This window comes from Gilliamella sp. Pas-s25, from assembly GCF_009795885.1.
In the GTDB taxonomy this organism is placed as follows: domain Bacteria; phylum Pseudomonadota; class Gammaproteobacteria; order Enterobacterales; family Orbaceae; genus Gilliamella.
Genome location: NZ_WTEV01000023.1, coordinates 19,410 through 44,829 on the forward strand (window position 1 = coordinate 19,410; position 25,420 = coordinate 44,829).

Annotated in this window: 25 protein-coding genes and 1 pseudogene; 2 read left to right on the forward strand and 24 right to left on the reverse strand. The window is 32.9% G+C overall.

Annotated elements, in window-relative coordinates; all coding sequences use genetic code 11:
- Positions 1 to 168: 168 nt before the first annotated feature.
- Positions 169 to 432, reverse strand: coding sequence for a PAAR domain-containing protein (locus tag GQ593_RS10175; protein ID WP_160431917.1), 264 nt, complete (start codon positions 430 to 432; stop codon positions 169 to 171).
- Positions 433 to 619: 187 nt separating this feature from the next.
- On the opposite strand from GQ593_RS10175, the gene GQ593_RS10180 reads away from it, so the two are divergent.
- Complete coding sequence (locus GQ593_RS10180) at positions 620 to 1,138, forward strand: Hcp family type VI secretion system effector (protein ID WP_160431918.1); 519 nt, start codon at positions 620 to 622, stop codon at positions 1,136 to 1,138.
- A gap of 77 nt (positions 1,139 to 1,215) precedes the next feature.
- Here the strand turns inward: GQ593_RS10180 and GQ593_RS10185 are convergent, their stop codons facing one another.
- From GQ593_RS10185 to GQ593_RS10265, 17 genes and pseudogenes are all read right to left on the reverse strand, one after another.
- Positions 1,216 to 2,580, reverse strand: coding sequence for a VasL domain-containing protein (locus tag GQ593_RS10185; RefSeq protein ID WP_160431919.1), 1,365 nt, complete (start codon positions 2,578 to 2,580; stop codon positions 1,216 to 1,218).
- Positions 2,581 to 2,633: 53 nt separating this feature from the next.
- Positions 2,634 to 6,146 carry a type VI secretion system membrane subunit TssM gene (gene tssM / locus GQ593_RS10190; RefSeq protein WP_160431920.1) on the reverse strand — a complete coding sequence of 1,171 codons (3,513 nt, stop codon included), beginning with the start codon at positions 6,144 to 6,146 and terminating at the stop codon, positions 2,634 to 2,636.
- A 16-nt stretch (positions 6,147 to 6,162) separates the two neighbouring features.
- Positions 6,163 to 7,569 carry a type VI secretion system protein TssA gene (gene tssA, locus GQ593_RS10195; RefSeq protein ID WP_160431921.1) on the reverse strand — a complete coding sequence of 469 codons (1,407 nt, stop codon included), beginning with the start codon at positions 7,567 to 7,569 and terminating at the stop codon, positions 6,163 to 6,165.
- A 12-nt stretch (positions 7,570 to 7,581) separates the two neighbouring features.
- Complete coding sequence (vasI, locus tag GQ593_RS10200) at positions 7,582 to 8,190, reverse strand: type VI secretion system-associated protein VasI (protein WP_160431922.1); 609 nt, start codon at positions 8,188 to 8,190, stop codon at positions 7,582 to 7,584.
- 75 nt (positions 8,191 to 8,265) lie between these two features.
- A complete protein-coding gene (gene tssH, locus GQ593_RS10205; RefSeq protein ID WP_160431923.1) occupies positions 8,266 to 10,887 on the reverse strand; it encodes a type VI secretion system ATPase TssH in 2,622 nt (873 codons plus the stop codon).
- Between the two features lie 14 nt (positions 10,888 to 10,901).
- The gene (gene icmH / locus GQ593_RS10210) at positions 10,902 to 11,636 is read right to left on the reverse strand and encodes a type IVB secretion system protein IcmH/DotU (protein ID WP_160431924.1); all 735 of its coding nucleotides are present in this window, start codon (positions 11,634 to 11,636) and stop codon (positions 10,902 to 10,904) included.
- Between the two features lie 2 nt (positions 11,637 to 11,638).
- The gene (gene tssK / locus GQ593_RS10215; RefSeq protein WP_160431925.1) at positions 11,639 to 12,982 is read right to left on the reverse strand and encodes a type VI secretion system baseplate subunit TssK; all 1,344 of its coding nucleotides are present in this window, start codon (positions 12,980 to 12,982) and stop codon (positions 11,639 to 11,641) included.
- Positions 12,982 to 13,512 (reverse strand): type VI secretion system lipoprotein TssJ, encoded by a 531-nt coding sequence (gene tssJ / locus GQ593_RS10220; RefSeq protein WP_160431926.1) that lies wholly within the window; start codon positions 13,510 to 13,512, stop codon positions 12,982 to 12,984. Before tssJ ends, tssK begins: the two co-directional genes overlap by 1 nt.
- 1 nt (position 13,513) lies before the next feature.
- Complete coding sequence (tagH, locus tag GQ593_RS10225) at positions 13,514 to 14,797, reverse strand: type VI secretion system-associated FHA domain protein TagH (RefSeq protein WP_160431927.1); 1,284 nt, start codon at positions 14,795 to 14,797, stop codon at positions 13,514 to 13,516.
- Between the two features lie 4 nt (positions 14,798 to 14,801).
- Positions 14,802 to 15,785 (reverse strand): type VI secretion system baseplate subunit TssG, encoded by a 984-nt coding sequence (tssG, locus tag GQ593_RS10230; RefSeq protein WP_160431928.1) that lies wholly within the window; start codon positions 15,783 to 15,785, stop codon positions 14,802 to 14,804.
- On the reverse strand, positions 15,749 to 17,500 hold the full coding sequence (gene tssF, locus GQ593_RS10235; protein WP_160431929.1) for a type VI secretion system baseplate subunit TssF: 1,752 nt from the start codon (positions 17,498 to 17,500) through the stop codon (positions 15,749 to 15,751). Before tssF ends, tssG begins: the two co-directional genes overlap by 37 nt.
- Positions 17,501 to 17,515: 15 nt before the next feature.
- On the reverse strand, positions 17,516 to 17,944 hold the full coding sequence (gene tssE / locus GQ593_RS10240) for a type VI secretion system baseplate subunit TssE (RefSeq protein WP_237397738.1): 429 nt from the start codon (positions 17,942 to 17,944) through the stop codon (positions 17,516 to 17,518).
- A gap of 11 nt (positions 17,945 to 17,955) precedes the next feature.
- Positions 17,956 to 19,437 (reverse strand): type VI secretion system contractile sheath large subunit, encoded by a 1,482-nt coding sequence (tssC, locus tag GQ593_RS10245; protein ID WP_160431931.1) that lies wholly within the window; start codon positions 19,435 to 19,437, stop codon positions 17,956 to 17,958.
- A gap of 64 nt (positions 19,438 to 19,501) precedes the next feature.
- Complete coding sequence (gene tssB / locus GQ593_RS10250; protein WP_160431932.1) at positions 19,502 to 19,993, reverse strand: type VI secretion system contractile sheath small subunit; 492 nt, start codon at positions 19,991 to 19,993, stop codon at positions 19,502 to 19,504.
- 331 nt (positions 19,994 to 20,324) lie between these two features.
- Positions 20,325 to 20,705, reverse strand: a complete 381-nt coding sequence (locus GQ593_RS10255) for a hypothetical protein (protein ID WP_160431933.1) — start codon at positions 20,703 to 20,705, stop codon at positions 20,325 to 20,327.
- 239 nt (positions 20,706 to 20,944) lie between these two features.
- Positions 20,945 to 21,463: pseudogene (locus GQ593_RS13875) on the reverse strand (macro domain-containing protein).
- Positions 21,453 to 21,740: a hypothetical protein gene (locus GQ593_RS10265; RefSeq protein ID WP_160431934.1), complete on the reverse strand. Its 288-nt coding sequence runs from the start codon at positions 21,738 to 21,740 to the stop codon at positions 21,453 to 21,455. Before GQ593_RS10265 ends, GQ593_RS13875 begins: the two are co-directional and overlap by 11 nt.
- A gap of 265 nt (positions 21,741 to 22,005) precedes the next feature.
- On the opposite strand from GQ593_RS10265, the gene GQ593_RS14010 reads away from it, so the two are divergent.
- A complete protein-coding gene (locus tag GQ593_RS14010; RefSeq protein ID WP_272914610.1) occupies positions 22,006 to 22,140 on the forward strand; it encodes a hypothetical protein in 135 nt (44 codons plus the stop codon).
- A gap of 6 nt (positions 22,141 to 22,146) precedes the next feature.
- Here GQ593_RS14010 and GQ593_RS10270 read toward each other — a convergent pair whose 3' ends face one another.
- From GQ593_RS10270 to GQ593_RS14270, 6 genes are all read right to left on the reverse strand, one after another.
- Positions 22,147 to 22,509 (reverse strand): hypothetical protein, encoded by a 363-nt coding sequence (locus tag GQ593_RS10270; protein WP_160431935.1) that lies wholly within the window; start codon positions 22,507 to 22,509, stop codon positions 22,147 to 22,149.
- A 60-nt stretch (positions 22,510 to 22,569) separates the two neighbouring features.
- Positions 22,570 to 22,911, reverse strand: coding sequence for a hypothetical protein (locus GQ593_RS10275; RefSeq protein ID WP_160431936.1), 342 nt, complete (start codon positions 22,909 to 22,911; stop codon positions 22,570 to 22,572).
- Entirely contained in the window at positions 22,908 to 24,005 is a 1,098-nt protein-coding gene (locus GQ593_RS10280; RefSeq protein ID WP_237397739.1) for an RHS repeat domain-containing protein, read from the reverse strand. Before GQ593_RS10280 ends, GQ593_RS10275 begins: the two co-directional genes overlap by 4 nt.
- Positions 24,006 to 24,181: 176 nt before the next feature.
- Positions 24,182 to 24,568, reverse strand: a complete 387-nt coding sequence (locus GQ593_RS10285) for a hypothetical protein (protein WP_160431937.1) — start codon at positions 24,566 to 24,568, stop codon at positions 24,182 to 24,184.
- 298 nt (positions 24,569 to 24,866) lie between these two features.
- Entirely contained in the window at positions 24,867 to 25,253 is a 387-nt protein-coding gene (locus GQ593_RS10290; protein ID WP_160431938.1) for a hypothetical protein, read from the reverse strand.
- 2 nt (positions 25,254 to 25,255) lie between these two features.
- Positions 25,256 to 25,420, reverse strand: a complete 165-nt coding sequence (locus tag GQ593_RS14270; protein WP_442903609.1) for an HNH endonuclease — start codon at positions 25,418 to 25,420, stop codon at positions 25,256 to 25,258.

The following is a 25,420-nucleotide window of genomic DNA, read 5'->3' on the forward strand; positions in this document are numbered from 1 at the left end:
AACGATGGACAATAACGGCAGACTGAACTAAATCGTTTTTCTCTATTTTAGTTTTAGTGGATGTTTATACACATTACTTTGCAGTCGCTGTTATTGAACACCGTTTAGCTAATAGACTATCTTTTTTGTGACTCTTTTATTTAAATGGTTAACTAGATAGTAAATATTTTAGCCTACACCAACCTCACTTGTTGTTGAAATTAATGTACAGCCACAAGCGGTTTTGTGACCGTCTAAGGCGACTGGTTTTCCTTCATCTTTAAAATTGGCTTCACCTTCAACAATAGGGTTATTACCATGTCCAGGCATTGGACATGATACTAAATCACCAACACGAGCAACCGGTTTGCCTTGTATTATAGTTTTTGTCGATGCAGTTATGACATTTCCACCATGGCTTGTTGGATCACCAAGCCGAATTACACCTCTCATCGTTTTCTCCTAAAGTAAAAAATAATGACACATGATAATCATATGAAAAAATTAAAATGAATAATTTGTTTAGTTTTTGTAAATTTATTGATCCATTTTATTACAAATGATGTAAAATAGATAATACAAATAACATTGATTAAATTAAATTTTACAACTACATTCATTATTAAAAAAGGGGATTACTATGCCAACTCCATGTTATATTTCTATTGAAGGGAAAACACAAGGGAACATCACTGCTGGTGCATTTACTGCTGAATCAGTAGGTAATATCTATGTTAATGGTCACGAAGATGAAATGTTAGTACAAGAGTTTTTACATAATGTTACTGTACCTACTGATCCTCAATCAGGGCAACCATCAGGTCAACGTGCACATAAGCCATTTCAATTTGTTGTTGCTTTAAACAAAGCAGTACCTTTGCTTTATAATGCGCTAGCATCAGGTGAGATGCTACCAAAAGTACAACTAAAATGGTATAGAACTTCTATTGAAGGTAAACAAGAACACTTTTTTACTACAACACTTGAAGATGCAACTATTATCGATATGGATTTACATATGCCTCATTGTCAATCACCAAGTGATAAAGAGTATACTCAATTATTAAAAGTGTCTTTGGCCTACCGTAAGATCATTTGGGAACATACTGTTGCCGGCACATCTGGTTCTGATGATTGGAGAGCACCAATTGAATCTTAATTAGTTTAGTTAAAGGTTAAAAGCAAATTTGGCTTTTAACCTTTATCAATGGTTTTGTTTGATCTCATAGTTATTGTTTAATTAACTCTATCGATTTGATAATATCTGGTCATGATAGCTTTCAATTGTCGATTGAGTTTTTGTTTAAGTTCAGTTGTGATTTCTTTTCCATTTCGATGGTGTTCTTCAATTTTACGTAATGTTTCTTCAACAGGATCCTCGCTATCTAACTCTTTTTGAATATCATCGAGCATTGTGCGTAAGAGGCTAATTGTAATATAACGATCTTCAGATATTGCATTATCTACCTTGTTTTTTAAGATTTGTAATTGCATTTTTGCATTATAATGGCTCGAGGTATTAAGCTTATAAGCAATATTAGTTCGTAATTGATTCTGCCAATAGTTGGTTAACTGTTTAGATTTTTTTTCTTCTGGCCATAATCGTTGGGCATTTTCCAATAAATGATTGACATAATAATAAGAACCAAGAGGTGATAATAATGAAATGTCATGAAGTTGTTTTTCATAGTGCGTCAGTATAAATGATCGTGTTTTTTCATTATCAATTAAAGATATATCTGGTTGTTTATATGAATCTTTATCAAACCAGGTCAGATTTGGCCCCATTAAATCTAACATTTGTGTATGTTGATGATCAAAAAATTTCATTACGCCAAAACTACAAACTGAAGTAAGAATAGCACCTAATCCAAAACTCCACCATGAAAATCGTTTTTTACTATGATACGTTAATACTTTAGTTGATACATTAGGACTTGTTTTTGTTATTTTATCTGTTTGGATGTAATCTTGTTTTTCATTTTTATTGGGTAAATCTAACTCATTAGATGTTTCTGGAAGATAGAGTAGTACTGTTTTGTCTGAATTTTTTGGATCTTTTTTCGGAACAGTGGTAAGGCTTTTTTCTAATATTTTTAGTTTATTTTCTATATAAAAGAATAGGTTATCAATTAGAGGAGATTTTTCTAATGATACTTGCTCTAGTTTATCTGTTACTTGTTCTAGGGCCTCGCAAGCACGATGTAATAGTGCCATATCTTTGATAGTAAACTGTTGCTGGCGAATCAAAGAGCCAAGTCGGGAATTAAACCAATTTAATGCATCTACTCGAAACATTGGGTTAGTTGGCCATAATTTATCCCATTGATGGTAGATGAGTGATGCAAGCAGTTCGCATCCTTCAACAAAACCAATCAAACCATAACGGTGATATCTTGCAAGGGTGTAATAACTAATTGACAATAAATCAATTCCATTTTTTTCAAATAATATCAAGGCATTGCTCTCTATCAACGACCAATCAATAATTGGTCGTTTAGGATGACTTAATTTATTAATTTCAGATTTTATGATTTCGAACTCATCAAAATGGGAGGGGTCTCCTCCCATTTTAATAATGCGAATATTATTTTGTTCCATCGCATAATCCCAATATACGGATCCTTAATAAAATTAGGATCTGTGTCATTATTTTAATAAAGTGTATCAGAAAGTTTAAACTGACTAAATAATCCTCCAGCAAATGGGTTTTCTGCACTATCGACTTGAATACGATAGATAATAGAACCACCATCAATATCATACCGTACATCAAAAGATGATTCGGTTATATTAGTCAATTTACCGCTATCAAATAATCTAAATTGCCCCCAAGTACCAGAACGAACTAAAGTTTTTGAACTTTGATTACTGTTTGAAATGAGTGTTAATTTGCTCTCAATTTCTTCTCGCATCGTGTTTGGCCAAATTATTTGGGTCTCAATACTTTTTCCATGACTATAATCAACCATCTGTCCATCAAGATTTAAAATACTACGACGTTTATTCGCTGACATAGAAATAGGTTTAATAGTGTATTGGACGTTTAAAGCATTTTGTGCATCGAAAAAGGTCCGTCTAATCTGATCTGCTGCTTTCAGTTGTGCTAAGACATCTGCTCTAATGAGGCGTTTATCATTAGCATTTTTCAATAAATGATTATCAACAAAGAGCTTTAAATTTTCCTGATAGAAACTATCAATTACTCCTCCATTTTTGAAGAAACGTTGGAATTCACTAAGTGAAACATCATGGTTAGATGATGGATTAAATGGATAACGGTTAGCTAGGTTTAAATTAAAATCTTTGACCACTTTTTCGTTCCATTCAATCTCTAGTGAACGGATAGCTTCAGTAATAATCACATCCCAAATTTGGTTAGATAATTCATTCAGCCATCGTCCTAGCGGATTAGGCGCTGTTTTTGCTAATTGTTGAATCTCGATGATAGGATCACTACTATTCTGATTCATATGCAGTTGTACTGCGTTTAGCGCTGCCTTGCCTGGAGAAGGTGAGTTTTGTATCATCAGTAAATAACGGTGTAGATCACCTAATTTTTGGGAAGCATTTTGAATAATACTTAATTGTTGATTGTTATCTTGTAATACCGAGACAGCTTTTGCAAATTCACGATGGATAGTATTGATGAGTGTTCGTTCCTCATTAGTAAATTCCGTTTTATTGGTTTTTTTGTTATTTAAATCAGGCGCAGGTAGTGCTTCAGAATTATTTTTTATAATCATAATTGCTTTTTTCAACGGCTGCTCACTACTATTAATGCTTTCCAGCGTTTCTATGGCATCAGCAATACTGTCAAAATCCTTTATTACTAAATTATCATAGGCTTTATGCCAAGTATTTATATAATCGTTCATATATAGATCAATAATATAATGCTTAATATTTCCTCTATCTGCATGGGTATATTTAGTGCTTTTAGCCATACCTAAAACCCAGCTGTCTAGTGCTGTTAGGTCTATAAAACTTTCATCTTGTTTAAGAAAATAGCTAATTAAACTTTCATAAGTCAAAAATTGAGGAATAGTTAATTGTTTTTCATCATTTACTTTATATACTGAATTAAACGATGCGCCAATTTCAGTTTTAACATTTAAGTCGGTTGGTAATATATTAGCCGATTTTAGTCGTAAATTTTGATATATACGTTGATAAATAGAGAGTTTTCTTAATTCAATCTGCGCCTGTTCCATAGATGGTTTAAATGGCATAAAAGCATCTATTGCCATTTTATCGCCACTATTCCTTTCTTTCTTCCATTGGTTATGGATTAATGCATAATCCAAATGTTGTGTTAGTTGATCTTGTTTATCTTGTTGTCCAATAAATAGATCACTCCAACGATTACGCATATAATTCAGTACTAGTTCTTTATCACGTCCGGTTTCATCTTCAATCATTCGCATAATACGTAGCACCCCTAATTTTTGTTCACTTTCTTTAGGTGCTTGTTGGAGCTCATCGGTTAATCCATACATAATGTCCGGTAAATATCGCTGTTGAAGCAGTTTTAAATACATCGATTCTATAGAGGGTGCTATTTTATAGCCTTGATAAAAACCAAAATTAGACAAATAACGATTGTATTCATGATAATTACCATAAGCGAACATCGCCTCTCGCAGAGGATTAAGCTTTGGTAATTCCGAATCACCGTAAATATCTTTTTGGACCATAGTAGGTATTTTTATATACTGTTTCATTTGTGCTAAAACGAGATTGCCAGCATCATAGTTTTGCTTATAATAGTAGTGGCATGTTGCAATTAGACTTATTGAGCACAATGCTGCTATAGCTGAAAATAATTTAATTTTACGTCGATAATGCTGCTCAGACTTTAAGTTATAACCAGCAATATTGGGTTCAGCCAATAAAATATCTTTAAATAATCGTGTTGCAAAATAAGGCTGAGTTTGTAAAATTGGCCATGTTGGATAAGGTTGCATATTTAAATGATATTGTGATGCTGTCGTCTTGACAAAGATATCACCCATTTGCCCTTTTTGCGTCGAAGACACTAAATATAAACCTCGAAGAATAAACCTTTCTTTATCTTGATTTAGCAATAAATAATTGATGGCATAGCGTAAGTAATCATGTATGCCATGCATTTGGCGACTAAAGGAAAATAATGCACTACGTTGTTGAATATCAACACTATTTAACATCATATCAGGTATTGCCTGATTCATTTGTTTTCCCCAATTTAGCCAAAATGAGCTAAGTTCTTCGTCCCATTTTTTTTCATCATCAAAGGTGACACCTAAAATACTATCTCGCTGGTGTTTATCTAATTTTTGGTACATGGCTTCAAAGCCATAAAATAGATCTAGTTTTGTGAAAACAACATATACGGGTAATTTGCATTGTAAAGTTTTATAAATCTCAAATACTCGTTGGTGTAAATTAGATAAGATTTCATCTTGTCTCGTTTTATTCGAAGAGACGAAATCGTATAAATCAATAGCTAAAATAATACCGTTCAACGGTTGACTACTACGTTCTTGTAATAACCAATTTAAAGTTGCAAACCATAAGCGGCTATATAATTTGGGTTTCCCTAAATCATCAGTATTAGGTTGATTAATTAGTAATCCATTCACATCAAAAATAACAGCTTGTTCACCTAATAGTGGATTGATTAATGGTTTTTCTTTTTCACTTAAATCTGGTTGGTAAAGTGAAGTTGTAGGATAACCTTCCTCTAAAAATGCGCTTTTCCCACTCTGTGATTCACCAATCATTAGATACCATGGTAATTGATAAACAGTATCTCGGTTATTATTAAAATGTTCTTTTAATTTAATTATCCAATGTTTTAAATAACGAATTTGTATACTAATATCCTCTTTAAGAGGATCTTTTGTCTTTTCTTTACGATCTTTCTGTTTGTTTTCATATTGTTGTAATTTTTTGATAACGATATAAAATCCCCAACAGAAAAAAGCAATAATGTACAATGCTGTAATTAATAACCGAAGTTCTAGTGATGAAAAAGGTTGATATTCGGCAATAGTCCATTCTGCTCCTGATATCCAAAGCCAAATCAATGATACAACAGCTATAAGGATAATGAGTAATGTTACTGACGGTTTAAGTCGAGGTAACTTTGAGCCGATTAATTGAAATATTAGTGGTAATTTCATTGCATCGTCCTATTTTTTAGTTATTAATTTTTGTTAATTGAATTAACGTTTCAATGAAAGAAGGTTCCCATTCCGTTAACGTCATATTTTTGCATGCGGTTAAAATACTTAATGCCTGCTGTTTTGCAATAGTTTCAAATCCAGCATGTTTTAAAAGTTGTGCATTAATTTTTTGATAGTAATAATTATTTCTTAAATCTTTAGAATAGCTATTTTCGTCAAGCAATTGGATTGCAGCTTCTAACCCCTTTTCCTTATAACACTCAAAAATAACTTGTTCTAAATCAGTTTGTGAATTTTGAGAAAATGAATTTTTTGATAACAACCATTTTTTCATACTGTCACTGATAAATGATGTGTGATCACTGTATTTTAAATCATATAATTTAGGTAACCTATTTAATAAAGTCTGTAATTCATCTCGAATCGCCTCAGCTACGTTATTAAAACCTAAATGGTATGCCATATTGGCTGAAATAAAATGTCCCTCTAACCAAAATGGCATAAGAGTCAACTCATTTTCTATTTTTGCCCACTGTTGTATTGTTGTCTTAGCTATATTCGCTTTGTATTCATTAATACGATCTATGGGAACCGACATTAAATCTGTTATATCATTATTATTGAGAGGTTCAGTTAGTGAATAAAATATAGCATGTCGCCTTAATCGAATACTGATTGGGTTCTCTGGATGTTTCTCAAATAATATCTCTGCAACTTTTATTAATGTTCGCTTCCATTCAACTTGTGTCTCATGATTGATATTCACTGACTGAGGCGGTACTTGAACCACTGAATTTGATTTACTTTCAATGTTATTAAGGACGACTTCCTTATTGGCGGTTTTATTATCTGATGAAGATATTTCACTTTTATCTGTAAGATTAGGTGACTGCAAAGAAAAGCGTTGATATGTTATTAATAACTGCTTAAATTCTTCATCATAAGGCAGTTCATTTTCATCAAAAAATTGTTTAATTGATAGTAAGTAATTATATGCTAACTGCTTTTCTATTACGGTTGCTTCTTCATCGAAGATTTTATTCGCTTGTGAAAATCGTTGAATAATTTGCTTAAATAACCTTGCCTTTAATTTGGGCTGTGGCGCAGAAATTAGCCAGTATTTTGTAATATAGGCGGATAATAAATAAATAGCCAACAGAATGTTTTGCGGTTTTTTGGCATGTTGTAAAGTTCTTAATAAATGCGCTATTATGCGTACATCTTTGCTATCTTTTAATAATATTAATGCATTTTGTTGCACTTTTTCGATATCAATTTGCCCATGGCTAATGGTTCCCATGCTTGCAATTGCACTATCAATATATTCCCAAACAGGGTTATTCTCATCAATGGGTAATGTAGGATCTTCTATTTCACTCAATATAGGCTCAACCCAAGGATGATTTTCTAATTCTATCACGGCCATTACTCCTTACCAATGACATGCATTTCTTAATACTTTTATTGAGGAATTTAATGTTGATACATTAAACACTAAGCCGTTTAACATAGGGTCATCTGATTTTAGTGTTAATGATCTTGCGTTAACGATACGTTTAATTTGTTCTATACCAAGTAATCCTCTACTTGACTCAAAAATAAAACCATTGTCTCTGACAAACCAATTAGCTTTTACCACATCATTCTCAGTAATTAATTGCAGTTCAGTATTTTTATAGTTTATTGGATTGAATAAAACGATCTGCATACGTGTAATATTATCAATGCAACTAAATGCTAAAATAGGTCTTGGCGGTTGAAGACCAATCGCATAGGTCGTTAATAAAATTTGAGAGTCATTATTTGAAGTATTGAGAATAAAATAAGGACTATCTTCCTTACGTGTTTTTTCTTGTTCAACAATCGAAAACCAAAGAGCACTATGTTGCGGCACGCCTTCGTTTTGTAAAGGAGTTTTACTGTTTGGAGATAAGATTTTATCGTAACATTCTAATCGTGTAAGTGCCGATGTTTCTTTGGCGCATTGAGCTAATAAATTAAGTGTTTCTTTATCATTTAATGTCGCATTAGCTACATTCATCAAATGAATGCCTAATACTATAAAAAAGAAATACCGAATATAACTAAGATCAAAATGATAATTTTTACGCATTAGTTAATTAATCTCTGCTGTGAATTGATGATTATTAACACTAAAGTGAATAAGTGTTATTTTTTCGTTTGCGGATACTTTCTTGAGTAATAGTAACGAAACAGGCGGTAATAAATAACCATCGATGATTGATTCAAGCATTCGAGCGCCATTTTCGCTTCGGTTTGCTCGGTTAATTATTTCTTCTGCCACCTCATTATCAAATATAACATCAGCTTTAAAGCGAGTATGGAGAACGTTGTGTAATCGAGTTAACTTATCGACAATGATTGATTTGAGTATATCTTCTGATAATGGTAAGTAAGGAACAATTTCCATTCTTGCAAGTAATGCAGGTTTAAAGAAATTAGCTAACTCTGGATATAATTTATCTATAATATCTTCGGGTTTATTCGCATACTGGACAATAGTTTGATATCCTAGATTTGAGGTTAAAAAGAAGACCACATTTTTACAATCAATAATTCGTCCTTCACCATCTGCTATTTCACCCTTGTCAAAAGCTTGATAAAATAAATTTAATACATCGGGGTGGGCTTTTTCAACTTCATCTAATAATACAACAGAATAGGGTTTTTTTCTGATTGCTTCAGTTAATACGCCACCTTCTCCATAGCCAATATAACCAGGTGGTGAACCAATTAAACGAGAAACAGTATGTTTTTCCTGAAACTCAGACATATTTATTGTCGTTAGATATTGCGTACCGCCAAATAATATATTTGCAATCTGTAATACAGTTTCGGTTTTACCAACACCACTTGGACCTACAAGTAAAAAAGCACCTAGTGGTCGACCCGGTCTTCTTAGATCAGCTCGTGAGGTTAGCAAATGCTTATGTAAATGACTAATAGCAAGATCTTGTCCTTTAATAATTTGATTTAAATAAGCTGGAAGCTCAGTAATAATTTTTAATTCATCTTGAGAAATCTGTCTAAGTGGTACGCCTGTCCATTCAGCAATAACATTTGCTATTTGCGATTTATCAACATGAGGAGATATTAGATGTGTTTTAGTTTGAGCTTCATCTAGTTGTTTGGATAGTTGTTTTAGTTGAGATGTGAGTTTGATTCTTTCCACCTCTGTTGTATCATCTCTTGATTCCAGACTGTCTTCCTCAAGCTGTAATAGCTGTGCACGTAAACTAATTACTTGATCAACTAATTGTCGTTGCTGTTGCCATTGATCGTTAAGTTGTTGTAACTCGTCGGCTAATGAGGTATTTTGTGTATTTAATTCCGCCAAACGTTCATTGTATTCACCTAATCCTAAATACTGTTGACGCGTTAATAATTGAATTTCGGTATTATTTTGATGTAATTTATTTTGTAATGCCGAAACCCGTTTTGGTGGGGTTGTTAAATTAATTGAAATACGTGCACAAGCTGTGTCTAATACATCAATAGCTTTATCTGGTAATTGGCGACCAGATAGGTAACGATCACTAAGTATAGCGGCTGCTTGTAAAGCATCATCATCAATTAAAACACCATGTGCATTTTCATAAATAGCTCTTAAACCTCTAAGAATAACAATTGCCTCGTCTGCACTAGGTTCATTAACCTGTACAAGTTGAAATCGTCTAGATAAAGCAGCATCTTTTTCAAAGTATTTTTTATATTCACTCCAGGTTGTTGCTGCAATGGTTTTTAATTCACCTCGAGCTAAAGCGGGTTTTAATAAATTAGATACATCTAAACCTCCAGCGCTATTTCCTGCACCTATTAGTGTATGCGCTTCATCAATAAATAAAATAATTGGTATCGCAGATTCGATCACCTCTGACATGATCCCTTTGAATCTTTTTTCAAATTCTCCTTTAACTGATGCCCCAGCTTGCAATGCACCTAGATCAAGATTCATTAGTTCAGTACCTTTTAGTTTATCTGGAACTTGATCATTAATAATACGTAGTGCTAACCCTTCAATTAATGCACTTTTCCCAACACCTGCTTCACCTACAATAATAGGATTATTTTTGCGCCTACGGCACAATATGTCGATCATTAAATCTATTTCTTCATCACGACATAGCACAGGATCTAATTTGTGTTGCCTTGCTAGTTTAGTAACATTAGTTGCATAGCGATCAAGTAAGGTGAATTCACTAAAGGAGGTAGATGATGACTTGGCTTTTTCATCATCTGAAATGTTTTCAGCTGAACCTTGCGTCCACTGCTCAAATTGATCTTTTAATAATTCTTGATTAATTAATTTAAGATGCTGAGAAAGCGGTATTGAGACATATCTAGTAGGATTTTGCAGTAAAGCAAGTAATAAAGCACCTGTTCTAATTTGAGGTTGTTTTAATTCAATCTGAGAAATTAATAAGGCTTCTTGGAACCATTGAATCAATAATGGAGAAAATGGTGGTGTCTCATCCCATTGAGTATGCATAAAAGCACTTTCATCTAATAGTTGTTTTAATAGCTGATAATCAATTTTGGCTTTGTCTAAAATTATTCTTATATCATTTAATGGCGTGTCTAAGCATTGAAATAAATAATGTGATGCTGTAATTTCAGGTTGTTTTTTACTAACACATAATGTTGCTGTTGTTTCTAAAATTTGTTTACTTATAGGATGAAATTGAGCAACTAATTTTGGTAAATCGATTCTAATCATATACTTGCCTAATATTAATGTAACAATAGATTTAATTGATTAATAATTTCTTGCGTTTGGCTATTTAATTTCAATGTATAAATTAAATAAACTATCAATAAGCCCGCAACTAAATATATTGAAAGCGTTGTGATTGAAAATTTTTTCTTCAACTTGTAAGGACTTTTTATACTCTCTCCTTGGGATAATACTATATTGGTAGACTTATCTTGCATTGAGTAGAGTAAATCATGTAATCGTCGAAAAATTTTATTAAACTCTTCGGTATGCCCAATACCAACTTTGTAACGTCCGCGAAAACCAAGACAAAAGCAGATGTATATAAATTCAAGTAAATCTTTATATTTTTGGGGTTCACTCATTAAACGTTCAAGCAATAAATAGACCCGTTCTCCTCCCCATGATTCGTTATGAAAGCGAACCAGTAATGAATGAGCTCCCCAATTATTTTGGCTATTCCATGGATGTTGCATCGCAAGTTCATCAATAAAAGTGCAAAGTACATAGCGAAACGAAACTACGGAACTTGATTCGTACCCCTTAGTTTGCAAAATATGCTCAACAGCCAAAATATCGTTTACAACCTGTTTATAAACCTCTTCAGCATTATCCAAATTTGTCATGTCTCTTAAACGTTGAGTCATACCAAGTAAAGGAGTTGCAGCATCGATCATTGGATTGATACTGTTACCTCTTAGAATAAACGTTTGCTGTATTGTATCTTGATGATGGAAAATGGTATTTTGCATTATTATTTTCCTCGAATAGCCCAAAATTGCATATCAAGTTCAGGAAACTCTCCTGCTACGTGAAAAGCAATAGCACCATCAGTAATGATATCTTCCCATGCCGGTGCATTAGTATCTAACTGGAAGTAGGTGTAACCAGAATGGTGTGGTAATTGTGAAGGAGCCGCACTGAGTGCTTTAAGAGGAATGCCTAAAACTTGTATACTTACAAGCTCTCGAATTTTATTTGGTGTTGACACTTTTGTTTGTTGCACAAATGATCGTAATAAAGATTCTTGTGGCACACGAGCCTTTACCGCCAGAATAAAATCTGCAGTACGTAATAATGTCTTATCATGAATAACGCCATCGTATATACCATGAGATCGTTTTGATAATTGAATAGAAACCGCTCTAGGCATTAATACGGTGCTTAATGCACGTCGAGTTATTAACATTAAGTCATAAAAAGTAGTTGTAAGATCATCATGATTATAATGTTCAAACAATGGGCTAACACGTGACTCATCTGTAAACGTCATTAGTTCACCACAAATTAAAACTAATTGGCGATAAAGATCTTCAGGATGAACACTGGTACGTTTTGCCAAATGGATAAAAATAGGTTTGGCCCGATTAAATAGTTGCAACATTAGAAACTCAGACACATCAGCAACACCTTGCTGCTCTGGCGCACTAATCCTTTGGGATAACTGCTTAGCTCGTTCGGTAATTAATCCAGCAACTTCGCTTAAAAAATCATATAGCAAATACGAAACATTAATCGAATTACACGTTGGAATAAAATACTCATCTAAAACAAGTGCGCCATCAGCTTTTTTCTCTTTAATTCGACAAACTGGTAATACAGTATAGGCACTGAGATCATCAGAACCCTGCATTAGGCGTGGCGATAACTTAGCAATAGGAACTTCACGTATCTCGCCATTTTTACCAAAAATATCGCGGACATTAATCTCATCATACACATATCTTGTTTCTCTCATTTTAATATTTTTTGCAATATCTATCGCAGTAACTGACTCATTTCGATTTGGTAACACAAGATAAATATAATGACTTTCAGCTGTATCTAATTTTTTTATTTCAATGGGATCAGGTAATTGATCTTGAAAGGGAATATCGAATAATGTGCCATCTGGCATTAATCCAAGTGCAGAAGATAATCCCACTCGTCCTAATCGTAAAAATTCACGATTGAGTTCTAAGGTACTAAACCCATAAAAATAGTTATTGATAAGATTTAAATGGTGACTTAATAAATAGTCATAATAACGCTGTTGTTGCTGAAAATTCTGTGGACGAACAGCCCCATTTACCCAAATAACATTACTATGAGTACCCATTATTTTTCTTCCTTCTTAATTAAAACTTCGTCTGTTTTTATGTGTATTATAAAGGTTTCTTTTTTGCCTATTGATTCAACTTCGGCAATGTCAGCCCAATAAGAATTATTAATATCAGCATAATGTGCTATTACGCCAATAAATCGTGTTTTTTCGTTAAGTTTCAATGGTGGTAAAACTTTATATTGGTCCGGTAATAGGGTGTAATCTTGATGATCAACATAATTTTTGCCAAATGCCTTTTCTGGTCCCTCAATTAATAACTGATCATAGTTAGCGCTCAAAAAGTGTGAGTCTTCGTTGAGATAAACAACTTGTAGTTCTATTGGTGTGGCTTCCCCATCCTGATTTTGATTGATATCTTCATCAGATAAGAAAGTCAGCGTTACTTCAGTTGGGTTCTCCGATGGATAGCCAACCGGAACATTGGGATCGTTGATTACCTCAAAAATCTTTTTGGTTGTTTCACAGCCGAAAAGGTTCAACGATATAAGAAAACAAAAAGATATTCTCAACAAACGGTTATGCATTTCAAATCCGCTCCTGATTAAGTCGTCGCAATTGCTTGTCATATTCTTGTTCATAATGTTCCCAGAACAATTTTTCGAAGCCTTGTTGTCGATTCGATGATAGTTCTTTGTAATAGCTACAATACATATTCCAAGACCATGTTCCATCATGATCTTTGACTTTTCGGCTATTACGATAGATTTCAAAGCGGTTCGATAATTGCTCGGGAGAGAAGGCATCTAGCATGGCTGACAGAGCGTATTTAGTTGCAATTTCACTGGCTTTATTATGAATTGCGACATTTTCCAATGATTCTTTTACTGCTGCTGGTGCTGATAAATAAACAGTACAAAGCTGTTCAGAAAATAGTAACGCCATTGTATCTGAATAGTTTTGATTCAATCGTAGCGGATTATCTTCTATAGGTCTTAAATTTTTATTCTTTAACACATCTTTTGATAGGTTTAATTTTAATAAACCTTCAATGGTCGCTTTAAGGGTTTCTCCTAATTCTTCTAAAAGAGCGCTTGCTTCATCGGTATTATGAATATTTAAACTGACTCCTAGTCCACGAAGAAAAGGAACTAAACTTAAATTTATATTTTCCATGGCAAATGTATTATCGTCATGTAATGGTGAATCAAAATTAGGAACTTCAATAAAATTATTGTCCATTAGGTTTCCTTGTTTTACATTATAGTCTACTAATGATTTTGGTTGTCCTGATGCATTGCTTTCATGTCCCGATATATTTTTATAAAAATCGGATAATGCATTGTTAGTATCTCTTTCTATTGCCTTAAATGGATCAACAATTTCAGGTTCTTGCTCTGTTTCGAAATTATGATTATATGGATTTGAAGCGGTATCTTTATCATCTGTATTAAACATATCATTCAATGATATTTCATTGAATGATATAATCTGCGCGGGAGATTTGTCTAAAGGATCATCTAATAATTGATTAAGATCAGTTCCAATTCTGGCTTGAATAATTAAGCTTCCAATCCTTATTTCGTCTCCATGTTGTAATTTAACAGAACTAGCTTGTGATGATATTTCAGACTGATTAATAAATAATTTATCTTCCATTGGCTGAATAAAGTAACAGTTATCTTTATTATCTATTCGAGCATGAATTCCTGAAACACCGTTATAGAAATCCTGTATTTGCCATTCAACATTTTGATGACTGCCAATTGTGCCTCCGTTAAGATGAAATACATGCTCCCTTGTATTACCACTATGGAGTGCTTCAGTGTTTCTTATTTTTAACTGTAAAATTTGATGATTGATTTGATCCATGATTTTATTCTCGCATACATATAGTGACACTTGGATAATCTGGCATTTCACCAATAAATGTAGTCCATCCCAATAAACAACTTATTTCATTACCTAAATTCATTTCATTTAATTGATCTTTTGCTAGTGAGAGTCTTACATCAAACGCAAGCTGATCACGTAAAATAAATGCTACCAATGTTTTTAGTGGTTCAAACAACTCTCCAGAAGGTAAAAAAGAAAGGTAGCGATTAACAGTCAATTTATTTAAACATAAAAGAAATTTTCCATTGCAGTCCTCAATATTATCGCCAATCACAAAATTTTCACCTAATTCAGAATTTATTTCACCTAAACAAGTTTGTTGATCAGATTGTATAGGTACATTTCGCTCTTGCCATGGCATAATAGAAACATCATCTAAATCAAAACAGTGTGCAATTAATCCGCTAATTACTTCTGGTGAGCGAGTTGTACCTGAGAGTAAACCAACATATGAAAGCATTTTGTTATGGTTAATTTGCAGTGTTTTCCTTAATGTTGGATTTTCTAAACCAACAAAAGCAAACATACGCTGTGAAAATTCGTCTAATCCATCATTGTAAGAGATATAATAACGATATTTGCGCCAAATACGATGGAAAAGGGTAATAAATCGATGATTAAATAGATCAAGAAAGTGGTTTAAACCAGATTCATCTTGATCATAACTCCAAGCGAATTGCTCTAAGTAGAAAGTTGGTAAAGGTGATTGACTACCTTGCAATCCTAAAAATGTTGTTTCTAACAAATACTTTCCATCATCAGTTTCTTTTAAACTTGATATATCACTTGTAGGAAAAGCTAAAGTTCCATTTGCTTTAAAACAAACTAACTCATCCTCAGGAAAACTATCCTTATTTAAATCATTCTGCTTATTATGCGTTTTATAAATTAACTCAAGCAGTTGATTAAAGTTATATGTTTTTGCGTTTATATCAGCAAGTGCTGACCGACTTTTACTGGCCATGTATAACGCTCCTGATTATCAATATTAACTATAACTAATAAATGAAATGAGTTTAATGCAGCTTGTTGAGCTAAAAAATGAGCTAGCACAGTTCCCCAAAGATAGAGTTCTCCTTCTGATTTAAAAACTGATTGGCTTAAATGTAAATAGGTCTTTATACCTCGAACAACCATTTTATTTGCTAATTTACGTTCAACTTGGCTGGAATCAATTTTGACAATACCACTAAGAATTTTTAATAAAGTTCTTTCTTGCTGTGGATTATGCATTGCTGGAAAGTGATAACTTTGAAAAATTTGTTGTAAAATGTCTTGTTTTAGCAATGATTTGTAATTTTTTGCCAAATTGGAAATGGTGGTCCAATATTGTGTTTCATCAATCATTGGAACCAATTGCAAGGTTGGACGAATAATATTTTTCAAGGTAATGTGAGTATTATGATCTATAGAAATAACTTGTTTTAATTCTCCAATTTTCAATTGGGATGGTTTATCTTTATTTGAGCAAAGTAATCTAACAGATATAGTTTCGATATTATTAATCCAATCCTTTTCATCACTACGGACAAAAGAAATCCAGTGATGAATTGTTAATGTTCGCTTGTCTTGCGTTTGTGTAACATTGTAAAAACGTCTCTCTTGACCTTTATGTGATTCATATTTATGTTCGAAACTATTAAAATCGTAGTACTCTGCTATCTTATTTTTTTGTGACCCACTTTCAACCTTTATTACTGAGTAAATTTCAAAATTATCACTATACTGATAACTAGTCACTAAAGGATATTTCTCTTGTTTCCCATCTAAAAGAATTGGCTCAGCATCATGATAAAATAAATTTATCGCAGGTACACAATTAAGTTTTATCATATGCTTACGTAATTTAATTTTAGAATCAATAACACAACTAAAATTAATTTTTAATTGGAAATGAGTATAATCAATGTTGGTGGGAAATAAATTTTTATCGTCATGTGAAAGTTGTAAAAAAAGAAACCCCTCAGGAAAGGCAAAATATTCATGTAGTGTTCTAAACCCCTTATTGGTATTATCTGCATATGGCAATAGCGTTTGATCATGATCAAAACCGATTGGGTTAAACTGTAAATTTGTTAAAGGTAATTCTACACCATTGATAATGATACAACCCGATACTACATAGTTTGATAGCATCATATATAAGATACTACCAACGTAATTATCCTCACCAAGATAAAAGTTGATATCATTTAGGTTATTCAGTTTTAAACCGGAATCCAATACAAAGTCAATGATAAGGGAGTCTTGTTGCAATTGATGTGATAGTTGTAAATCTTGAATAACTAACGGCGTAACCAATAAATCACGACAAGTTTGAAAGGTATATGGAACTGCACCAGTAGCTTGATACTGAATTTCATTTCCTCGCCGTAACATAGCATTTTTCGTTTTATCATGAATAGACGCTTCCAAAATAGTTAAACTTGGAATAGGCTTTAGATAACTTGGCCATAATAAGACCAAAAATGATTGAATTAATTCTGGTAAATCATACTTTAATTTTAATTTAAGTTGGCTGGTAATATAAGCAAGACCTTCAATCAGTCTTTCAACATCAGGATCTTTTTCATCTTCAATGATAAACTGTAATAATTGAGGGTACACTTTTGCAAAATCATGTGCAATATCTCGAACAAATACAATTTCATCATGGAACTGTTCTGCAATTAATGACATAAGCTCAGTTCCCAATCATTCAAAAAAGTAACGTTGTCTATCATCAAAATAAACTCTAAACTCTATATTATCTGTACCAAACTCATCTTTTACAATCGCTTGAATTTCAAATTGCATTGTAAGTAGATTGCTATCATTTGCCCGAGCAATTACGGTAACTTGCATAATACGTGGTTCATATTTTTCTATACAATTTTTTATTTCTCGGCAAATTTCAGCTTTAATTTCCGATGAATTCATCGTTGCATCATTTAAATCAACAACGCCCATAGGATAAGCGCTCTGGCAGCCACCAGGACGACTATTAAGTATCCTAGATAAATTAAATTTAATCGAATCCAAGCGAGTCTTACCTAATTGATAATCATCAGGTTCTGACTCAGTATGAATTCGATCAAATAAGCTCTGTTGCTGATGTTTTTGCCACTTTAGCAATGCCGCCATAATATTAAGTATTATTCTTTATCTAAACGACCAACAAGTGATAGCTCAAAATTAGCACCCATATATTTAAAATGAGGTCGAACTAATAATCCAACTTGATACCAACCTGGATCCCCTTCAACATCTGAAACAGTTACACTTGCAGCTCGTAATGGCTTGCGACTACGAACATCAGCCGGTGGATTTTCTTGATCTGCCACATACTGTTTAAGCCAAACATTTAGTTCACGTTCTAAATCGGTTCTTTCTTTCCAAGAACCAATTTGCTCGCGTTGTAATACTTTAATGTAGTGTGCTAATCGATTAATAATAAACATATAAGGTAATTGTGTGCCTAATTTGTAGTTAGTTTCAGCTTCTTTACCTTCTTTGGTATTCGGAAAACGTTTAGGAATTTGCACTGAGTTAGCCGAGAAAAATGCAGCATTATCCGATCCTTTTCTCATTGTCAATGTAATAAAACCTTGTTCAGCTAATTCAAGTTCTCGACGATCTGAAATCAGTGTTTCTGTTGGAATTTTTGCTTGGAGTTCACCCATTGACTCATAAAGATGTACTGGTAAATCTTCAACAGCACCACCACTTTGCGGACCAATGATGTTGGCACAAAAACGATATTTTGCAAAACTATTAGTAATACGAGTTGCAAATGTAAATGCTGAATTTGCCCACAAAAAATGGTTATGATTATCATTGACTTGCTCATTATAATTAAATGTTTTTATAGGGTTATCCGAAGTAGAGTAAGGTAGACGAGCAAGATAATTACCAGCTAATAAACCACAATATCTAGCATCCTCAGATTCCCTAAATGAACGCCATTTTGTATATGCAGGGCTTTCAAAAATTGAACTGAGCTCTTTAATTGATGACATTTCAGTATAGCTATCAATTCCAAAAAACTTAGGTGAAACAGAGGAAATAAATGGAGCATGAGCCATAGCACCAACAGCAGTAACATATTGCATTAACTTAATATCTTGACTAGATGGAGTAAACGCATAGTTTCCAATCACAGCCGCAACGGGTTCACCACCGAACTGACCGTACTCTGCTGTATAGATATGTTTATAAAATCCACTCTGAACAATTTCTGGCGCATATTCAAAATCTTCTAACAATTCTTCTTTTGTGGCATGCATTAATTGAATTTTAATATTTTCGCGAAAATCAGTTCTATCAACGAGTAGCTTTATTCCACGCCATGCACTTTCAACTTGTTGTAACTTTTCATGATGTAAAATCTCATCCATTTGAGCTGAGATCTTTTTGTCTAGTTCTGCAATCATTTGATCAACAAGTATTTTATTGATAGGTTCTTCTTTACTATCATTTTCTAACATTTTAGCTATAAAAGCTGCTACCCCTTTTTTGGCGGTTTCATACCCTTCTTCTGCAGGTGTTAATCTTGACTTTGACATAATTTGATCAAGTAAACTGCTTTCTTGAATGTTAGTAGATTCTTGAAGAGTATTAGATTCTGCTTTAGACATATATCCAAATTCCTTATTTAATTGACTATTAATAATTTAATAACTAGATATACCAATAAAGGTATTAATCCTTATCAGTGATCTGTAATTCATTTAATAAATTTTTTCTTGCCGTATCATCAGACAGTACATGAGCAATCGCTTCTCTAAAAGCTTTGATATTACCCATCGGGTTTTTTAAAGCGGTGAGTGCCTCACGTAATTGAATTAAATTATTAATTTCTGGTACTTGCTTTGCTATTTGATCAGGATTAAATGAAGAAAGATTTTTAATATCAAGATTAATTGATAGCTCTTCATCACTATCTTCTTGCAGTCTATTTTGCACGTTAAAGTTTAGGCTTATACTCGATTTTTCCATTACATCGTTAAAGTTATTTTTATCAATAGAGACTAATTGACGTTCTTCAATTGAAGTATCTTCAGTTCTACCTTTATGATCGCCAACTATAACGAGATTTAACGGCAGTTCCTTTTCTTCAATTTGATCACCTGTGGCTGGTACATATTTAATATTAATTCTTTCTTTTGGGGCAACGCTTGCACTCTTACTCATAGATACCTTCCTTCAATGGATTAAAAAATATAACCAAATATTAACTAATTGTTTACTATCTGTTTATTATATGACAATTATTTTACACTTTAAACATAAAATTACATAATATAGATTAACTTTTTCATACTGTCATTTTTGTTGTTTGTTTAATGCTATTATTTTGTTGTTTATCACACTACTAATATATTATCGGCAGCTTGATTTTTGAATGCTATACGTCAGGGGGGAGAGTAATAGATTGGGGGGGATTAAAGTCGAGCAAGACAAGTTAATTGTTAATTTAATAAATAAAATAGGATCCCCACAGGTTATATGGGGATTTCAATATTTACTTTGAATAACGTTCTCTTAATTTATTCATATAAAATTCAATTGAATCTTCGTTTTTAGGGTGCGCTTCAGTATATGCATCTGATACTATTTGCATCAGAGATATAAACTGCTGAACAGACATTGGGAAGCCCTCAAAATCACCAAAAACAAAAGTTACGCCATCGAATTCTTCAGGGTTATATAAATCTTGATCTAAAATATACTCTACTCCTTCCGAAATAACAGCTCCAATTCCTCGTGATGCATCATAAATAAATTGTAAAAAATTCATTTTTTGCTCTTTGTACATAACTTCTAATAAGCAATATAGCTCAGCACCTCCATTATCAACTAAAAGCTTTTTCGTTTTTTCCAACCAATGAAGTTCTTTAATCATTTAACATTCCTCTTAGGCATTGTAATGAATGGATGTGTTGCCATTCCATATTTTCACCATCAATCATTGTCTCAATGCGATTTTGTACGTCATGAGCGTACTGTTCACAGCGACCATCAGGGTAGGCGATTAAACTGTTGGGTTAGTCGGGTATCATCTGGATAAAGGACAGCAGTACATTGCCCGTCTAATAAATCTGTAACAGAAGTGTAATTTTATGCTCATTATCATTTAAAAATTTATTGCAGTAATGAGCAGTAAATTTCATAGTTATCAACTTCATAGCAAACTATATTTATTTTTTCTAAATTATGATATTTAAATAAACTAGCTTTTATTATTTGCAATGCTATTTCAGCAGCTTTATCTTTGGGAAATTTATAAATACCTGTACTTATATTAGGAAAAGAAATAGTTGTTACATTATTCTCATCAGCAAGTTTAAAGCAATTTAAATAACAATTTCTCAATAATTCAATTTCATTATTATTTCCTCCACTTCAACGAGGCCCTACTGTATGAATTACATATTGAGCAGGTAAATTTCCTGCTGTTGTAATAACAGCATTGCCAACTTTACAACCTCCTTGTTTAGATCGTATCTTTTGACATTCTTCTAAAATTTGTTTATCACCTATACAATGAATAGCCCCATCAACACCACTTCCACCTAATAAAGAGCTATTCGCTGCATTTACAATAGCATTAACTGTGATTTTAGTAATATCGCCGTATATGATTTCAATTTTATTTTCCATTTAAAAGTATTTCTATAAATTTTAAGATAGCATTATTTTGTTGCCTTATTTCAGATGGATCCAACAAGATATTCATTATTTGATCATCTAAAATTAAATCATAAATATCGATATCTAACCAACCTTTCGACCAAAAATCAATGCCAGCAATTTTATTATTTCCTTCTATGACCACTCGTTCCATAGAACCAAAATCTCCATTGGGATATGAACTATAAGTTAATTTATAATTTTTCAATCGAGGCGCTAATTCTTTTTTAAAATAATTTATATCCATATTTTATACCTTCTATTTTTTGTCGACTATTTTTATGTTACTTACATTTGGTGTAAGGGTTCCACCTTGTTTATTTAAAAGGTATTTTTTGGAATGGCAACATATTTTCAAACAAAAAAATTAAGGGGCAAATTTTTTTTAAATTCAACAAGAGGCAAGTAGCCTATCGAAGAATGTAATCGTTTATTGGATCGGCTACACTAATTAGTACCAGTTTTATAAGGTCATTGTTATGATAAATTAAAAATAAGAGAAGGTAACAACAATGGCAATAGCATCCTTATCAAAATATCGATTAAAAAGTTCATCACCTAAAATATTGAGTTTTAATTCTTTACTTTCTATTTCTTTTACTATTCTTGAAGCCAGCGGGGTAACACCATCTATTTATCTTTTATAATATAAATTAAAATGCTAATGAGAAAATATCTATATCATTTTTAATGATCCAATTATTATTAGCCATATACTCTATAAATTCTGAGGGAAGTAAAATATTATAATTTAAGGTATAGTATGTTAAATCACTTGGCCATGCCCAAATCCCATCTGTTTGAATACAGAGTGTGCCAATTTTCTTTCTTTCATCAGACAAAATATCTTCCGTTATTTGTGGAGATATCATTAAAACTACACCTTTTTTTAAATAGTTACTTACTTTATCAATATTATAGTTAGCTCCTTTATGAACAAATTTAAATATAGATTCTCCATCTGCATTACCATAGTATAATTCTCGGAAAAAGCCCACTTTCTTTAAAATTTTCATTTTATATTTTCTTTAGGATTAAAAGTATTTCATGGTAAATACACAAAATTTAGGATGGGGTCATATTTTAGAATCGCATTCGATAATATGATAAGTGGATTTATTTGACCATGAAATAATCTTATATTTATTAAAATTAAATCCTAGCTCTATATAATATGACATTAGTTCAGAAGGACTCCAGCCTATACCGTATGAAAATAAAGCTTCCTCATTAATTAACTCTTTTATTTTATTTATTTTATCTTGAAGATCATCTACAAAATAAATCATATAAGAATCATCTACATCAGTAAAACCTATTTTTTTTACTTTTTCTTTTTTGTCATTACTCGTAACTAAAACTTTTATATTTTCAGACATATCTACAATAATAATTTCGTTTTGAGGTACTTTATTCATTTTACATAAACCTTAATTAAAATTTCATGACTTGTTGGAACAGAATTGATGACCATTTCTGGTGCTCCTCCAGGTAAATGTTGCCCTGGACCTTTAAAAAATTCATTACCAAATAATGGGCTTCGTGGTGACATGTTTTTTATATTTTCAATGCGTCTAATATTAAATCCTTCAGTTAGAGATCCTGGTACAAGCCCCATATCTGCTTCAATAATTGAGGCTTGTTCTGAAGTAATAGTAATATTTTTTTCCGTATTCTTTATTTTAAAATACTTCATTATTCCTTCTGAGTCAGTAATAAATGTACCATCCCTACCAATAGTAGGATATTTATCCCAACTAAATGGACTAATATTATATCCTATATTATCATCCAACATTTTTGCCTGTCGTTCTCTGGCCTGTTTAACAATTAACTCATTAACGTTAATTGTTTCAGACATAGCTATTAATCCTAGCGGATCAACCCAGTTAACAGGATTAGGGCAATATTGGTATAAGTTAATACCACCCATTAATTTAATCGGATCTTGGGTAATATACCTGCCTGTAAATGGATCATAATAGCGATTTAGGTTGTAGTGAAGTCCTGTCTCTTCATCATAATATTGCCCTTGGAACCTTAACGGATTCTCCGGCAGGGCTTGCAAAGCGTCTTGATGGTAGGTTTCGTTTATTATCTGCCCATAGGCATTATACTGGCATTCATAGAGGGTGTCACCCATGTTGCTGGTAAGGGCAATAGGGGTGCCGAGGTGGTCGTTTTGGTACCAGTAGAGTTTGATATTATCTTGCCGGGCATTGCCGTGCACAAGGGCTAATGGGCGGTAGGAATCTGGCTCGTAAAGGTAGGTTTGCCAGTGTTTATCATTATCGGTTTCGGCAATAAGCCGGCTACCTTGCCAGATAAATTCGGTGGTTTTACCATCCACGGTTTTGCTAGTACGCCGATTAAAGGCATCATAGGTGTAGGTGATAATGAGCCCCGTTGGCTTAATCACTTTGATTAACCGATGCCGGCAGTCGTACTCATAGTGAGTGACTAGACTGTGGTCTTTTCCACGCTTTTCGGCAATCATTACCAAAGCGGTCATACTCAAAGTGTTTGTCACTAAAAAAGGTCAGGCGGTTGCCTGTAATGCCACAATACTGTATTTTTAAGTTTGCATAAAAAAAGCAGAAAAGTAGATAACTCTTTTCTGCTTATCATCCTAGCGAACATCCTAACCATTCTTCTTATAGTAGCGATGTAAGCTGATGAATAAAACGATTAAAGATCGATAAAAGGGAATGTTTCCCTAAATAATTTTTCGATTTCTGGGTGTTTTTTTAAGGCTTCTAATGCTTGTTCTTCATTAAAAGATACATCGTCTTGAGACAATTTTTCCCCTCTTTTTACCGCTATGCCATAAACAGCCCTACCTTGCGCTTTCGTACGCCTCCAATAAGGAAAAAATCCAAGCAAACGATCTAACTCAGTAATTGTTCCATTAAAATCAATCAAATCAAAAATATAATCCGGTAAATCGCTTACTTCATTTTCGCCAATGACTTTTTCAGCCCAACGATTGACCTCATCCATATTGATAACGCCACATAATAAACAACAAACTACAAAACCAATAGTCTGATCATTGCCTTTTACTAATCCTAACATATTTATTTCCCCTTAGATAATGCTTCGCCACCTATATGGCCTGTTTGTAAATGTGTTACCTCTAGAACCAATTGCATTCTATTTTCCGCGTTTTTCGACAATCAGATTACCAAAGCGGTTATAGTCAAAGTGTTTGTCAATCAAAAAGGTCAGGCGGTTGCCTATAATGCCATAATACCGTATTTTTAAGTTTGCATAAAAAAAGCAGAAAAGTAGATAACTCTTTTCTGCTTATCATTTGAGCGAACATCCTAACCATTCTTCTTATAGTAGCGATATAAGCTGATGGATAAAATGATTAAAGATCGATAAATGGGAATGTTTCCCTGAACAATTTTTCGATTTCTGGGTGTTTTTTTAAGGCTTCTAATGCTTGTTCTTCATTAAAAGGTACATCGTCTTGAGACAATTTTTCCCCTCTTTTTACCGCTATGCCATAAACAGCCTTTATTTGCGCTTTTGTGCACTTCCAGTAAGGAATAAATCCGATTAAGCGTTCTAACTCAGTAATTATTCCTTTAAAATCAATTACATCAAAAATATAATCGGGTAAATCACTTACTTCATTTTCGCCAATGACCTTTTCTGCCCAACGATTGACCTCATCCATATTGATAACGCCACATAGTAAACAATAATATACAAAACCAATAGTCTGCTCATTGCCCTTTACTAATTTTAACATATTTATTTCCCCTTAGATAATGCTTCGCCACCTATATGGCCTGTTTGTAAATGCTTGCTCTCTGGAACCAGTTGCATTCTAGCGCGATGTTGATGATGATGCCAAGTATAACCAGGTATTTTAGGTTTACCGGCATTAATTGCGTTTAACTGCTCTGGTGTAAATAT

Excerpts from the sequence above, each read along its gene's own strand:
- GQ593_RS10175 (WP_160431917.1), bottom strand. The coding sequence starts at position 432 with ATGAGAGGTGTAATTCGGCTTGGTGATCCAACAAGCCATGGTGGAAAT.
- GQ593_RS10180 (WP_160431918.1), top strand. The coding sequence starts at position 620 with ATGCCAACTCCATGTTATATTTCTATTGAAGGGAAAACACAAGGGAAC.
- GQ593_RS10185 (WP_160431919.1), bottom strand. The coding sequence starts at position 2,580 with ATGGAACAAAATAATATTCGCATTATTAAAATGGGAGGAGACCCCTCC.
- tssM (WP_160431920.1), bottom strand. The coding sequence starts at position 6,146 with ATGAAATTACCACTAATATTTCAATTAATCGGCTCAAAGTTACCTCGA.
- vasI (WP_160431922.1), bottom strand. The coding sequence starts at position 8,190 with ATGAATGTAGCTAATGCGACATTAAATGATAAAGAAACACTTAATTTA.
- tssH (WP_160431923.1), bottom strand. The coding sequence starts at position 10,887 with ATGATTAGAATCGATTTACCAAAATTAGTTGCTCAATTTCATCCTATA.
- icmH (WP_160431924.1), bottom strand. The coding sequence starts at position 11,636 with ATGCAAAATACCATTTTCCATCATCAAGATACAATACAGCAAACGTTT.
- tssK (WP_160431925.1), bottom strand. The coding sequence starts at position 12,982 with ATGGGTACTCATAGTAATGTTATTTGGGTAAATGGGGCTGTTCGTCCA.
- tssJ (WP_160431926.1), bottom strand. The coding sequence starts at position 13,512 with ATGCATAACCGTTTGTTGAGAATATCTTTTTGTTTTCTTATATCGTTG.
- tagH (WP_160431927.1), bottom strand. The coding sequence starts at position 14,797 with ATGGATCAAATCAATCATCAAATTTTACAGTTAAAAATAAGAAACACT.
- tssG (WP_160431928.1), bottom strand. The coding sequence starts at position 15,785 with ATGGCCAGTAAAAGTCGGTCAGCACTTGCTGATATAAACGCAAAAACA.
- tssF (WP_160431929.1), bottom strand. The coding sequence starts at position 17,500 with ATGTCATTAATTGCAGAACAGTTCCATGATGAAATTGTATTTGTTCGA.
- tssE (WP_237397738.1), bottom strand. The coding sequence starts at position 17,944 with ATGGCGGCATTGCTAAAGTGGCAAAAACATCAGCAACAGAGCTTATTT.
- tssC (WP_160431931.1), bottom strand. The coding sequence starts at position 19,437 with ATGTCTAAAGCAGAATCTAATACTCTTCAAGAATCTACTAACATTCAA.
- tssB (WP_160431932.1), bottom strand. The coding sequence starts at position 19,993 with ATGAGTAAGAGTGCAAGCGTTGCCCCAAAAGAAAGAATTAATATTAAA.
- GQ593_RS10255 (WP_160431933.1), bottom strand. The coding sequence starts at position 20,705 with ATGATTAAAGAACTTCATTGGTTGGAAAAAACGAAAAAGCTTTTAGTT.
- GQ593_RS10265 (WP_160431934.1), bottom strand. The coding sequence starts at position 21,740 with ATGGATATAAATTATTTTAAAAAAGAATTAGCGCCTCGATTGAAAAAT.
- GQ593_RS14010 (WP_272914610.1), top strand. The coding sequence starts at position 22,006 with ATGGCAATAGCATCCTTATCAAAATATCGATTAAAAAGTTCATCACCT.
- GQ593_RS10270 (WP_160431935.1), bottom strand. The coding sequence starts at position 22,509 with ATGAAAATTTTAAAGAAAGTGGGCTTTTTCCGAGAATTATACTATGGT.
- GQ593_RS10275 (WP_160431936.1), bottom strand. The coding sequence starts at position 22,911 with ATGAATAAAGTACCTCAAAACGAAATTATTATTGTAGATATGTCTGAA.
- GQ593_RS10280 (WP_237397739.1), bottom strand. The coding sequence starts at position 24,005 with ATGACCGCTTTGGTAATGATTGCCGAAAAGCGTGGAAAAGACCACAGT.
- GQ593_RS10285 (WP_160431937.1), bottom strand. The coding sequence starts at position 24,568 with ATGTTAGGATTAGTAAAAGGCAATGATCAGACTATTGGTTTTGTAGTT.
- GQ593_RS10290 (WP_160431938.1), bottom strand. The coding sequence starts at position 25,253 with ATGTTAAAATTAGTAAAGGGCAATGAGCAGACTATTGGTTTTGTATAT.